This is a genomic window from Conexibacter sp. CPCC 205762 (genome assembly GCF_030646155.1).
In the GTDB taxonomy this organism is placed as follows: Bacteria; Actinomycetota; Thermoleophilia; order Solirubrobacterales; family Solirubrobacteraceae; genus Conexibacter.
The window spans coordinates 85,768-98,477 of record NZ_JAUTDN010000018.1; the positions used below are offsets into that span (position 1 = coordinate 85,768).

Sequence of the window (12,710 nt, forward strand, 5' to 3'; positions counted from 1 at the left end):
TTGGTCCCCACCCCCCGTTTGCTGCGCGGCGGAGTCGTCGCAGCGATCGCCGTCGCGGCCGTCGCGCTGCCCGTCGCCGCCTCCGGTGACGATCCCGGCGCCGGCCCGAGCCCGACGGCGCTCAACGTCGAGCTGCAGCCGAAGCCGCTCGTCGTCCAGGACCTGACCGCGCCGAAGCTGGCCTGGCACGTCCGCTCCGACGACGCGGACGTCGTCCAGCGCGCCTACCAGGTGCGCGTCGCGACGACGGCGGCCGGCCTCGCCGACGGCGGCACGCCGCTGTGGGACTCCGGCCGCGTCACGTCGGCGAGCTCGACCGGCGTCGCCTACGCCGGCCCGGCGCTCAGCCCCGGCACGCGCTACCGCTGGTCGGTCCGCACCTGGACCGTCAGACGCGGCGCCGACAGCGGCGAGCAGGGCAGCGTCAGCGACTGGTCGCAGGCGGCCCAGTTCGGGACCGCGCGCAGCAGCTGGGAGGCGACGCCGATCTGGGTCGTCAACAACGACAGAAGCGCCGGCTGGACCGACTACACCGTCAGCGCGAAGCTCAGAATCGACGCGATCGCGGGCGGCTTCCAGTTCCGCATGAGAGACGCGAGCAACGGCCTGATGTGGCAGTTCCGCGCCGACACCAACACGCTCGTGCCGCACACGCTCAGAAGCGGCACCTACGCGACCAGCGGCACGGCGACGAGAATGCCGACCGGCATCTCCCTCGGCGACGGGCAGACCCACACCGTCGCGATCAGCGCGATCGGCGACACCTACACGACCTCGGTCGACGGCACGCAGGTCGACCAGCGCACGATCTCCGGCTTCGGCAACGGCTCGGTCGGCTTCCGCAACGGCCGCACCGAGATCGCCAGATGGGACGACCTCAGAGTGACGGCGCCCGACAGCACCGTCCTCTACTTCAACGACTTCTCCAGAGCGGCCGGCGAGATCGGCTGCGGCACCGTCGCCGGCGGCGTCATGACGGTCCCGTTCTCCGGCGTCTGCGTCCTCGGCGGCACCGCCGACTGGGCCTTCCTGCGCGGCACCGTCGCGCTGCAGGACAAGCCGATCGACTCGGCGACGCTGTACGCGACCGGCAGCTCGCGCGACGACACGCGCCAGTTCGTCTACCGCACCTGGGTCAACGGCAGACTGGTCGGCCTCGGCCCGACGGTCGCGCCCAGAAGCGGCACGCTCGCCTACGCCGGCTACGACGTCACCGGCCTGCTCAGACAGGGCGCCGACAACGTGCTCGCCGCACAGGCCTACACGAAGAAGGACCAGCGCTTCCTCGGCCAGCTCGACGTCGTCTACGGCGACGGCACGACGCAGACGTTCGGCACCGGCGCCAGCGGCTGGAAGGGCTGGGCCGGCTATCAGGTGTTCGTCGGCGGCGCCTCGATCGGCACCGGCTTCTTCGCCGCGCCGGCCGAGAACCTCGACGCGCGCATGTTCCCGTTCGGCTTCGAGGGCGGCGGCTTCGACGACAGCGGCTGGACCGCCGTCACCGAGAAGGCGCCGCTGACCAACCTCGTCGGCGCGCAGACGGTCAATCCGGTCGAGATCGACGAGCCCGCCGCGAGCGTCAGAGAGCTCGAGCCCGGCCGCTTCGTCGTCGACTTCGGCCGCGCCTGGATCGGCGGCATCAGACTGCACGTCGCCAACGGCACCGCCGGCAGCCAGGTCGACGTCAGACTCGGCGAGGAGCTGAACAGCGACGGCACCGTCCGCTACGCGATGCGGACGGGCAACACCTACCGCGACACGTGGACGCTCGCCGACGGCGAGCAGACGCTGCAGCACTGGGGCTACCGCGTCTTCCGCTACGTCGAGCTGACGAACCTGCCGGCCGGCTTCACGATCGACGACGTCAAGGCGACCGCGCTGACGACGCCGTTCGACCGCGGCGAGTCGAGCTTCAGCTCCGACGACCCGGCGCTGGACCAGGTCTGGCAGTTCACGAAGAACTCGATCGAGGCGCTCGACTTCGACGCCTTCATGGACTCGGCGACGCGCGAGCGCAGCGCCGAGTACGGCGGCGACACCTACATCAACCTGATGGCCGAGCATGCGCTCAGCTCCGACCGCGCGCTCGCGCGCTGGTCGACCGAGTACACCGCGTTCCGCCCGTCGTGGCCGAGCGAGTGGCGCTACGCGACGATCCTCGCCGCCTGGGAGGACTGGCAGCAGACGGGCGACACGACCTCGCTCGCGCGGCAGTACGACGCGCTGCGCGCCTTCCTGCCGACGGCCTACGTGACCTCTGACGGCCTGCTGAAGAAGCCGACCTCGGTCAGCGGCGTCGACGACCTCGTCGACTGGCCGGCCGGCGAGCGCGACGGCTACGTCTTCAGACAGGTCAACACCGTCATCAACGCGTGGGCGTACAGATCGTTCGCCGACATGGCCGAGATCGCGAGCGTGCTCGGCAAGGACGCGGACGCGACCAGCTTCGCCGGCTACGCGGCGAGACTGCGCCAGGGGATCGACACGAAGCTGTGGGACGCCGACAGAGGCGCCTACCGCGACGGCCTCAACGACGACGGCAGCGTCGTCGCCCACTGGGCGGTCCACGCCAGCGCCTTCGCGCTCGCGTTCGGGATCCCCGAGCCGGCGAGAGCGGCGAAGGCCGCCGCCTACCTCGACGGCCGCGGGATGTCCTGCAGCGTCTTCTGCGCGCAGTTCGTGCTGCAGGGGCTGACGAACGCCGGCCGCGCCGACGCCTCGATCAGAATGATGACCGCGACGTCGCAGCGCTCCTGGCTGCACATGATCGAGCTGGGCGCGGGCGCGGTGATGGAGGCGTGGGACCCGGCGCTGAAGCCGAACACCTCGTTCTCGCACCCGTGGGCGTCGAGCCCCGTCGTCAACGTGACGAAGGGGATCTTCGGGCTCGCCCCGGCGGCGCCGGGCTGGTCGCGCTTCACGGTCGCGCCGCAGCCGGGCACACTCGGCCAGGCGTCGATCAGAACGCCGACCGTCCGCGGCGAGATCGCGGCCTCGTTCACGAACACGAGCGCCGACGGGATCGTGCTGAGACTCACCGCCCCGGCCAACACGGTCGCGGAGGTGACGCTGCCGCGCGTGCTCGGCGGCCGCGACGAGATCCTCGTCGACGGCGCCGCCGTCGCGACGACCGTCGACGGCGACCTGCTGCACGCCGACGTCGGCTCCGGCAGCCACACGCTGACGGTGCCGCAGCCGGTCGACACCGCGCCGCACACGGCGTTCGACGTGCCGGAGTTCCCCGACCAGGCGCAGGCGACGATCGGCCCGGTGCGCAGAGTGGTCGTCGAGAACAGCGGCATCTCCGATCTGCTCGTCACGCGCGTGCGGATCAAGGACGCCGACGGCCTCTCGACCGGCGACTTCGTGCTCTCCGACGAGAGCTGCACGGACGGCCCGATCGCGCCGCGCGCGACCTGCGAGGTCTCGATCCGCTTCGCGCCCGGCCGTGAGAACGTCGTCTCGCACGCGACGCTGGTGCTGACCGACAACACGCCGGCGGGCACGTCGACCGCCGCTCTCAGCGCCAGAAGCGGCGGGCTGCCGCAGGGCCCGAAGGGCGACGACGGCGAGAGAGGCGAGCAGGGCGACCCGGGCGAGTCCGGGCCGAAGGGCGACAGAGGAGACACCGGCGCCAACGGGCCCAGAGGCGACACCGGCGCGCCTGGCGCCAAGGGCGACACCGGTGCGAGCGGCGCCAACGGAGCGAAGGGCGACACGGGGGCGGCCGGTGCCAACGGCGCCGACGGCGCGCCCGGCGCGAAGGGCGACAAGGGCGACAGAGGCGCGGCCGGCCGTGACGCGAAGGTCGTATGCAAGCTCACGAGAGTGAAGGGCAGGCAGCGCGTCTCGTGCACGGTCAGCACGGCCAAGGCGGGCAAGAAGGCGGCGGTCCGCAGCGTCGCTCGCGCGCGCCTGACGCGCAACGGCCGCACCTACGCGAGCGGCCGCGTCGGCGCTCTGCGCACGACCCGCACGGTCGCGCGCGGCCAGCGCTACACGCTCAAGGTCGGCGGCCTCACGCTCGCCGTCCGGCTGCGTTAGCGGGACGCGCTCAGACTCCGGCGGCCGCTTGGGAGGCGGCCGCCGGGGCTCCGCCGGCGCTCAGCCGGCTGCGCGCGCCCGCCGCCGCGTCACGACCAGCGAGGCGAGCACGATCACGGCGATGCTGATCGCGCTCGGGATCAGCTGCGAGCGGACGGCGGGGACGAACAGGAAGGCGGCGAAGATGCCGACCATCGCGGCGATCGTCAGGTACGTCAGCCACGGGAACAGCCACATCTTCAGCGTCAGCGCCTCCGGCGTCTCGCGCTCGATCTGCCGCCGCAGCCGCAGCTCGCTGACCGCGATCAGCAGGTAGACGGCGACCGCGACCGCGCCCGCGCTGTTGACCAGCAGCGTGAACGCCTCGCCCGGCAGCGCGTACGCGATCACGATGCAGGCGAGGCCGACGGCGCTCGTCGCCAGCGTCGCGCGCTGCGGCACGCCGCCGCGGTTGAGCCGCGTCAGCGCCCGCGGCGCGTCGCCGGCGCCGGCCTGCGCGTACAGCATCCGCGGGGCGGCGTAGATGCCGGAGTTGAGCGCCGACAGGACCGCGGTCACGATCACGATCGCCATCACCTCGGCGCCCCAGCCGAGCCCGATCGTGCTGAGCGCGTCGGTGAACGGCGAGTCGCCCGATCTGATCGTCTGCCACGGCACGATCAGGACGATCAGCAGGATCGAGACGACGTAGAAGACGAGCATCCGCACGATCATGCTCATCGTCGCGCGCGCGATCGACCGGCCGGGGTCGTCGGACTCGGCGGCGGCGATCGTCACGACCTCGCCGCCGTAGAAGGCGAAGAAGACGACCACGACGCCGGCGAAGATCGGCGCGACGCCCGCGGGCGCGAAGCCGCCGCCGTCGGTCAGGTGCTGCAGGCCGGGCGAGTCGCCGGCGCCGACCAGCCAGCCGAGGCAGATGGCGATGAAGATCACGATCGCCGTCACCTTGATCGACGCGAACCAGAACTCGAACTCGCCGAACGAGCGCGCCGAGCGGAGGCTGGTCGCGGTCAGCAGGCACAGCAGCACGCCCGCCATCACGGCGACGGGCAGGTCGACCCAGCGCTGCAGCAGCGTCGCGCCGGCGGTCGCCTCGATCGCCAGCGTGATCGTCCACTGGTACCAGTAGAGCCAGCCGATCGTGAAGCCGGCCCACGGCCCGATCCCGTCGCGCGCGTAGGCGGAGAAGGAGCCGAGCGCCGGCCGCGCGACCGCCAGCTCGCCGAGCATCCGCAGCACCGACAGCACGATCGCGCCGGCGATCAGGTAGGACAGCACGGCCGCCGGCCCGGTCGCGGCGATCACGGTGGAGGAGCCGACGAACAGCCCGGCGCCGATCACGCCGCCGAACGCGATCATCGTCATGTGACGCTGTCTGAGCGTTCTCTGCAGCTCGGGCTGCGCGTCCTGCGGCGGGTGTTCTGCGGTCGCGGCGATGCTCACGTGGTCGGCTGACGGCGGCCCGGCTTGAGCGCCGGCGCGCCGCGTCGCGTCAGCCGCGCCCGCGTGTGGCGACGAACGCCGCCTCGGCCTCGCCCAGCGGGGTCGAGGGGGCGGCGCCGTGGAGGTACTCGGCGGCGATCGCGCCCCAGTCGGCGCCGGCCCGCAGCTGGCCGAGCACGACCGCGACGATCCCGTGCATGCGGCGGATCAGCAGCGCCTCCGGCGGCAGCGTGAAGAGGTTCGCCTGCGCGCGGTCCTCCGAGCGCTCCTGCTTCGAGCGGCCGCCTTCGCGCTCGCGCGGCGGTCTCGCGTCGCCGGGGGAGAAGCGGCGGTAGCCGGGGCGCGCATACCAGCGCGTCGCCAGCGCCAGCGCGCCCATCGCCCACTCGGGGTCGACCGCCGCGGCACGCGCCGGCGGCAGGTAGCCGGCGGTCACGAGCGCCTGCGTGAGCGCGTCGGGGTCGCGGTCGCGCACGGCAGCGGCGAGCGCCGCCTCGCCGGTCACGCGTGCCGGCGGCACGTCGCGCAGCAGGCCGAAGTCGAGGAAGCAGACGCGCCCGTCGGCGCACAGCAGGTAGTTGCCGGGATGCGGGTCGCCGAGCGCGATCCGGTCGCGGTAGGTGAGGCCGAAGAAGAAGCGGAAGACGATCTCGCCGTAGCGGTCGCGGGCCGCCTCGTCGAGCCGCCGGACGGCCTCGAAGCGCTCGCCCTCGACGTACTCGGAGATCAGCACCCGCTGCGTCGAGAGGTCGGTGCGGACGCGCGGCACGCGCGCGAACGGGTGGCCGCGCAGCAGCCGCTCGACGCGCCGCTGCGACTGCGCCTCCAGCTCGTAGTCGAGCTCCTCGCCGATCCGCTCGCGCAGCTCGGTCATCAGCGCCTTCGCGTCGATCCCCGGCGCCAGCCGTCTCACCAGCGGCAGCAGCAGCGAGGCGTTGCGGAGGTCGGTCTCGACCGCCTCGGCGACGCCCGGGTACTGGACCTTGACGACGACCTCGTCGCCGTCGCGGGTCGTCGCGCGGTGGACCTGGCCGATCGAGGCGGCCGCGAAGGCGCGCTCGTCGAACGCGCTGAAGGTCTGCGACAGCGGCCCGCCCAGCTGCTTGCGCAGCAGCGCCTCGAGCTTCGGGAAGGGGACCGGCGGCACGTCGTCGCGCAGCGCGGCGAGCCTTCTCTGCAGCTCCTCCTGCTGCTCCTCCGGCAGGCCGTCGAAGTCGGCCAGCGAGATCAGCTGCCCGACCTTCATCGCAGCACCGCGCATCTGCCCGAGCTGCGTCACGAGCTGGTCGACGAGCGCGGCGGTGCGCTCCTGCTCGGCCGCCTCGGCCCGCTCCGGCGAGCGGACGCGGTTGGCGGCGCGCATCCCGGCCCAGCGCGCGCCCTGCCCGGCGACGAGGCCGCCGACGCGGGCGGTGCGGGCGAGCCGCCCGGTCGGCAGTCTGCCGGCGGCCGGCTCGTCGTCGTCGCGTTCGGCGCTCATGCCACTGAGGATATGCACCGGCCCGCATATGCTCCCGGCGTGCGCACGAAGAGAGAGCTGTCGAGCGGCGAATGGGCCGTGCTCGCGCTGCTGTGCGAGCGGCCGGCGCACGGCTACGCGATCGCCGCGGCGATGGGCCCCGAGGGCGAGATCGGCCAGATCTGGGCGCTCGGCCAGCCGCTCACCTACCGCGCGCTGCAGGTGCTGCAGAGACTGGAGCTGGTGGTGGTCGCGGGCGAGAAGGCCGGCGTCGGCGCGCCGAGACGAACCGAGCTGAAGGCGACCGGGAAAGCGAGAAGAGCGGTGGCGGCATGGCTGGTGGAGCCCGTCCAGCGCCCGCGCGACCTGCGCTCGCAGCTGCTGTTGAAGCTCGCCTTCCTGCGCCGGCTGGGCAGTTCCCCGGCGCCGCTGCTGCGGGCGCAGCGGGAGGTGCTGGAGCGGCGGCTGGCGGAGCTGGTCGAGGAGCAGGAGCGCGCCTCGGAGACGCTCGCCGACGTGCTCCGCTGGCGCGCGATCAGCGCCGAGGCGGGGCTGCGCTTCGTCGACGAGCTGCTCGCGCGCGAGGCCGGCGCGGGTCAGGCGTAACCGGCGGCGAGGCGGGCACGCGCGAGGCCGGCGCGGGTCAGGCGTGACCGGCGGCGAGGCGGGCACGCGCGAGGCCGGCGCGCCTCAGCGGTAGTCGGCGGCGAAGCGGGCGAGGGTGCGGCGGCCGCCCTTGGTGAGGACGACGAGCGGCGGCTCGGCGGGCGCGGGGCGTCTTCTCAGCAGCGCGTAGGGGACGTCGACGAGCGCGTTCGCGAGGTCGCGCAGCCGCGGCGCGACGAGACAGCGCAGGACCGGGTCCTCGCGCAGCGCGTCGAGCGCGGCGGCGGTCGCGATCGCCGGCGCGCCGACGCCGCCGGCGTACAGCCGCGCCCAGCGCGCCCGCGGCGTCGCGGCCCGCAGCGCCTGCGCGGCGCCGGCGGCGGCGCTGTCGTTCCAGGCCAGCACGACGCGGACGCGCGGATAGTCCTCGAGCGCGCGGGCGACGGCTGCCTGCGCGTCGGCGGCGGCCTGGGCGGTCGTCGCGGCGACGGCGCGCAGCGCCGGCGCGCGCCGCTCCAGCTCCGCCAGCAGCGCCGCTTCCCATGGTCTGCCGCGGACTGCGAACGGGTCGGGGGTCGGCGATCGCTCGGGCGGCCGCACGATCAGCACGTCGGCGCCGTCGGGCGCGCCGCCGCCGCCGGCCCAGGCCGAGAGGTGGCCGGCCAGCAGCCGCGCCGAACGGGCCGGATCGGTCGCGACCGCCGCGCTCGTGCTTGTGCGCGCGAGCGGTGCACCGTAGGTGACGATCTGCACGCCGCGCGCGATCGCGGCGGCCGCGAGCGGGTCGATCGCGGTCGCATCGAACGGTGCCACGACGGCGACTCTGAAGCCGCTCTGCTCGCCCGTCAGTCTCGCGAACTGCGCGCTCTGCGCCGCGGCGCCGGCGGCGTCGCTGCTGAACGTCAGGTGCGCGCCGCGCCGGGCCGCGTGCTCGCTCATCAGCTCTCGCAGCCGCTCGACCGGCGGGTAGTAGGAGGCGTAGTCGATCGCGATCGAGCGGGCTGTGATCGCTCTCGTGACCGGTCCTGGCTCGTCGTCGCCGCAGCCGGCCAGCAGCGCTGGCGCGGAGACGGCCGCCAGCGCGCCCGCGCCGGCACGCAGCAGCGTGCGCCGATCGACCGGCCTCACACGAGGCCTTCCGCGGTCGCGTCCCGCGTGCGGCCCTGCTGGACGAGCGTCAGCACGAGCGCGAGCAGCAGCAGCAGCGCCACCAGCACGAGCGCGTCGGCGATCGCGCCGGGCGTGTCGGAGGCGGCGAGATCGAGCAGCACGGTCGATGCGAGCGTGTTGGTCGAGCCGCGGATGTTGCCACCGACGATCACGACCGCGCCGACCTCCGCAAGCGCCGAGCCGAGCGTCGCGATCACGGCAGCGGCCAGGCCGACGCGCGCCTCGCGCAGCGCCAGCAGCGCCCGCTGAGGCCGCGAGGCCCCGAACGCGCGCGCCTGCTCGAGCAGGCCCGGCGGCAGCGTCCGCAGTGCCGCCGCCGACAGCGCGACGACGATCGGCAGCGCCAGCAGCGTCTGCGCGAGCACGACCGCCGGCGGCCGGTAGTCCCAGCTGAGGCCGCCGAGCGGGGACGCCGGCAGCAGCAGCAGCGCGAGGTAGACGCCGAGCACGACCGGCGGCAGCCCGAGCCCGGCGTTCGCGAGCGTCAGCCCGATCCGCCGCGCGCGCGTGCGCCCGTCCGCCAGCCACAGCGCCAGCGGCAGGCCGGCGAGCAGCGCGAACAGCGTCGCCAGCGAGGCGAACCAGAGCGTTCGCAGCGCGGTCTCGACGAGCGCGCCGTCACCCCCCGCGATGCGCGCGAACGCCTCGTCGAGCAGGTGCAGGACGAACGCCATCTAGCGCGCTCCCGCGGCGATCCGCACGCCACCGTCGATCCGCACCCGCACCAGCTCGCCGGCGGCCGGGCCGGGGTGCGGGAGACGCAGCTGCAGGAGGCCGCGCTCGTCCTCCAGCTCCAGCTCGCACAGCAGCCCGTCCTCCTCCGGGATCCGGTGCGTCACACGGCCCGCAAGCGGTCCGGCGGGATCGGCGACGACGTGGCCAGGCCGCAGTCGCACGGACGCGCCGTCGGCCTCACGCAGCTCACCGCTGAAGCCGAGAAAGCCCGCGAGCGCCGCCGTCGGCGGCTGCTCCAGCAGCTCCGCCGTCGGCCCGCTGACCAGCTCGCCGTCGAGCAGGACCGCGACGCGGTCGGCGAGCGCCCACGCCTCGGCGCGGTCGTGGACGACCAGCAGCGTCGCTCGCTCGGGTGCGCGCAGGAGGGTCGACGCGTCGTGCAGCAGCTCCGCGCGGGTCGGCGCGTCGAGGCCGGCGAACGGCTCGTCGAGCAGCAGCGCGTCGGGCTGGAGGGCCAGTCCGCGGGCGAGATGGACGCGGCGCGCCTCGCCGCCGGAGAGCGCCGCCGCCGGCCGTTCCGCCAGCTGCTCGACCCGCAGCGCCCGCAGCGCCGTCAGCGCCCGCTCACGGCGCTGGTCGCGCGGCACGCCCCACCACGCCAGCGCCGCTTCGACGTTGGCGCGGACGCTCCGTCGCGCGAGCGCCGGGGCCTGCAGCGCGGCGGCGACGCGGCCGCCGCGCTCGACGCGGCCGGCGGCCGGCTCCAGCAGCCCCGCGAGCGTCGCCAGCAGCGTCGACTTGCCGGCGCCGTTGGGGCCGAGCAGCGCGACCACCTCGCCGCGTCTCAGCTCCAGCTCGACTCCCTGTGCGAGCGTGCGCGAGCCGCGCGCGATCGCCAGCTCGCGCGCCGCCAACGGCACCGCGCTCACGTCTGCGCCGCCCACGTGCGGCGGTGCTGCAGCCGCGTCAGCGCGGCGGCGAGCACGAGGAAGATGCCGAGCAGGACGGTCCCGTAGGCGACCGCCGCCGCGTTCTGGCCGCCCATCTCCCAGTTCGTCAGCGCGGCCGTCGCGAGCGTCGCGTTCCCGAGCGAGGTGCCGACGACGAGGATCGCGCCGACCGCCGCCATCGCCGTCCCGAGCGCCGTCAGCAGCGCCGCGACGACGCCGATCCGCGCTTCCCGCAGCGCCAGCAGGGCGGTCTGCCACGGGCTCGCGCCGAACGCGCGGGCCTGGTCGAGCAGCGCGGCCGGGACGGCCTGCACGGCGGCGGCGGTGAGCGCGATCACGATCGGCAGCGCCAGCAGCGTCTGCGCGAGGATCACGGCGTCGAGCGTGTAGATCCAGCCGAGTCCGGCGAGCGGACCGCCGCCCCAGCGCGAGTCAGGCCACAGCGCGACCCACAGCAGCAGCCCGAGCACGACCGGCGGCGTTCTCATGCCGGCGTTGGCGAGCGTCAGCAGCACGCCGCGCCCGCGGAAGCGGCGCAGTCCGAGCAGGCAGCCGAGCGGCAGGCCGAGCAGCGCCGCCAGGAGCGTCGCCTCAACGCCGATCCGCAACGTCCGCAGCGTCGTCGCGATCAGGTCCCTGTCGCCGTGGACGATCAGCCGGAAGGCGTCGCCGAGCCCGTCGAAGAGCGCGTCCACCGGCTCATCTCCCCGTTACGTAGACGAGTCTGCCGTCGGCGAGGCGGTAGACGGAGCCGACTCTCGCGCCGGTCCCCGCGGCGCTTCTTCTCGACAGCTCCAGCGTCTTCAACTGGTCGCCTCTCTTGACGATGATCGCCTGACCCGACGGTGTCTGGCGGATCAGCGTGACCGCTCTTCTCGTCAGCAGATCGGTCAGGTCGAGCGACTGCAGCGCGGCGAGCAGGAAGGCGACCGCGAGCACGAGCCCGAGGTCGAACATGTTGACGAGCCCGTCGAGCGGGTCGCCGGCACGGTCGGCGTGGCGCTGCGCGCGCGGCGTGACCTTCACGGCGCCACCGCCTCCGTCGCCGCCGTCGGCGGGATCGTGACCGGCTCCAGCGAGGCGCCGACGTACTCGAGATCGGACAGGTCCTGCGCGTAGAGGCGGTCGCGCACGAGCGCGATCCCGAAGGCGATCGCGCCGACCATCAAGCCGAGCACGGTGATGCTGAACGCGACGCGCAGGTTGTCGGTCAGCTCCTGCACGTCGCCGGAGGCGAGCCCGGCGAGCGCGGGGGAGAGCGGGATCAGCGTCCCCATCAGCCCGAGCGCGGGGCCGGCGCGCACCAGCAGCCGCGGCCGCTCCAGCCGCCGCAGCGACTCGAGGTCGAAATCGGCCAGCGCCTTCGCCATCCCCTGCTCGCCGAGCGGCCCGCCGACGTGCCGCAGCATCCGCCCGACCGCCGCGCGCATCCGCTCGCCCGAGACGACCCGCTCCAGCGCCAGCCCGGCCGCTGCGCGGTCGCCGCGCCCGAGCAGCGCCGCGGCCTCCTGCGTCGCCCGCTCCAGCGCAGCCGGGTCATGTCGCCGGCGCCGCAGCAGCTCGACGGAGAGCGCTCCCAGCTCGACCAGCACGAGCGCCAGCGCGACCAGCGCCAGCAGCAGCACCGGCACTCTCAGCGCACTTGCGGCGTCGAAGATGACGTCTTCGATCGTGGCGAGCGGGATCGGCATCAATTCGCCTCGTCCGCACCGCGTCGGCGCCGCAGCAGCCCCGCCTCGCGCAGCGCGCCGCCCCCGACGAGCAGCGCGATCGCGGCGACGCCGGCCAGCCAGACGGCCGACGAGCGCGAGCTGCCGCCGGCCTTGACCGCCGCCTGCTCGTGCGGCGTCAGCCGCTCGCCGAGCGCGCGCGCGAGCTGCTCGGGCGCGACGCCGGCGGAGGCGAGCAGCAGCCCTTCGACCCGCTGCGGCCGGGTGTCGGAGCTGTCGCCGCCGCGAACGCCGGCAGGTGTCGATCGGTCCGTCCCGCCACTGGCCGGTGCCGCGGCGCTGCCGTCGTGGTTCGCTGCCGGCGCGCTCGCGTCGCCGCCGCTCGCGCCGGCCGAGCCGGAGCCCGCCGTTCCCGCGCCGGCGTCGTTCGGCTCCGGCGAAGGCGTGGCCGGTCTCGCGGCTTTCGCCTCGTCGCCGGCGCTCGATCGCGGCGTTCCGCGGTCGGTCGCGCTCCCGCCCGGGACGACGCTGCCGCCGCGCACGCGTCCGCCGGCGCCGCCGCCGGCTCTGCTGCCGCCGCGTGACGGTCCGGCCGTCGGCCCGCTGGAGCCGCCGCCGCGCCCGCCCGCGCCGGCGCCGCCCGAGCCGCGTCCGCCGTTCCCGCCACCGGCGCCGCCGAAGTCGGAGGCC

At 74.7% G+C, this 12,710-nt stretch carries 10 protein-coding genes and 1 pseudogene; 2 read left to right on the forward strand and 9 right to left on the reverse strand.

What is annotated here, in order from left to right; genetic code table 11:
- Entirely contained in the window at window positions 1–4,044 is a 4,044-nt protein-coding gene (locus Q7L73_RS15510) for a family 78 glycoside hydrolase catalytic domain (RefSeq protein WP_304690643.1), read from the forward strand.
- Between the two features lie 60 nt (window positions 4,045–4,104).
- Here the strand turns inward: Q7L73_RS15510 and Q7L73_RS15515 are convergent, their stop codons facing one another.
- Both Q7L73_RS15515 and Q7L73_RS15520 read right to left on the reverse strand, forming a co-directional pair.
- Window positions 4,105–5,490 (reverse strand): amino acid permease, encoded by a 1,386-nt coding sequence (locus Q7L73_RS15515; protein ID WP_304690644.1) that lies wholly within the window; start codon window positions 5,488–5,490, stop codon window positions 4,105–4,107.
- Window positions 5,491–5,539: 49 nt separating this feature from the next.
- Complete coding sequence (locus tag Q7L73_RS15520) at window positions 5,540–6,970, reverse strand: AarF/ABC1/UbiB kinase family protein (protein WP_304690645.1); 1,431 nt, start codon at window positions 6,968–6,970, stop codon at window positions 5,540–5,542.
- A gap of 39 nt (window positions 6,971–7,009) precedes the next feature.
- Between Q7L73_RS15520 and Q7L73_RS15525 the strand changes: the two genes are divergently transcribed.
- Window positions 7,010–7,555 carry a PadR family transcriptional regulator gene (locus Q7L73_RS15525; protein ID WP_304690646.1) on the forward strand — a complete coding sequence of 182 codons (546 nt, stop codon included), beginning with the start codon at window positions 7,010–7,012 and terminating at the stop codon, window positions 7,553–7,555.
- 84 nt (window positions 7,556–7,639) lie between these two features.
- Here Q7L73_RS15525 and Q7L73_RS15530 read toward each other — a convergent pair whose 3' ends face one another.
- The 7 genes and pseudogenes from Q7L73_RS15530 to Q7L73_RS15560 all read right to left on the reverse strand — a co-directional run.
- Entirely contained in the window at window positions 7,640–8,683 is a 1,044-nt protein-coding gene (locus tag Q7L73_RS15530; protein WP_304690647.1) for a substrate-binding domain-containing protein, read from the reverse strand.
- Window positions 8,680–9,399: an ABC transporter permease gene (locus Q7L73_RS15535; RefSeq protein WP_304690648.1), complete on the reverse strand. Its 720-nt coding sequence runs from the start codon at window positions 9,397–9,399 to the stop codon at window positions 8,680–8,682. Before Q7L73_RS15535 ends, Q7L73_RS15530 begins: the two co-directional genes overlap by 4 nt.
- Complete coding sequence (locus Q7L73_RS15540) at window positions 9,400–10,329, reverse strand: ATP-binding cassette domain-containing protein (RefSeq protein ID WP_304690649.1); 930 nt, start codon at window positions 10,327–10,329, stop codon at window positions 9,400–9,402.
- Window positions 10,326–11,045, reverse strand: a complete 720-nt coding sequence (locus Q7L73_RS15545; RefSeq protein ID WP_304690650.1) for an ABC transporter permease — start codon at window positions 11,043–11,045, stop codon at window positions 10,326–10,328. The genes Q7L73_RS15540 and Q7L73_RS15545 overlap by 4 nt, the downstream gene beginning before the upstream one ends.
- Before the next feature lie 4 nt (window positions 11,046–11,049).
- Complete coding sequence (locus Q7L73_RS15550; protein ID WP_304690651.1) at window positions 11,050–11,376, reverse strand: DUF2149 domain-containing protein; 327 nt, start codon at window positions 11,374–11,376, stop codon at window positions 11,050–11,052.
- Window positions 11,373–12,041 carry a MotA/TolQ/ExbB proton channel family protein gene (locus Q7L73_RS15555; protein WP_304690652.1) on the reverse strand — a complete coding sequence of 223 codons (669 nt, stop codon included), beginning with the start codon at window positions 12,039–12,041 and terminating at the stop codon, window positions 11,373–11,375. Before Q7L73_RS15555 ends, Q7L73_RS15550 begins: the two co-directional genes overlap by 4 nt.
- Window positions 12,041–12,710 (reverse strand): annotated as a pseudogene (locus Q7L73_RS15560) (hypothetical protein); the annotation flags it as partial. The gene Q7L73_RS15555 and the pseudogene Q7L73_RS15560, both read right to left, overlap by 1 nt.

Coding starts and splice junctions, on each gene's coding strand:
- Q7L73_RS15520 (WP_304690645.1), bottom strand. CDS start 6,970: ATGAGCGCCGAACGCGACGACGACGAGCCGGCCGCCGGCAGACTGCCG.
- Q7L73_RS15535 (WP_304690648.1), bottom strand. CDS start 9,399: ATGGCGTTCGTCCTGCACCTGCTCGACGAGGCGTTCGCGCGCATCGCG.
- Q7L73_RS15555 (WP_304690652.1), bottom strand. CDS start 12,041: ATGCCGATCCCGCTCGCCACGATCGAAGACGTCATCTTCGACGCCGCA.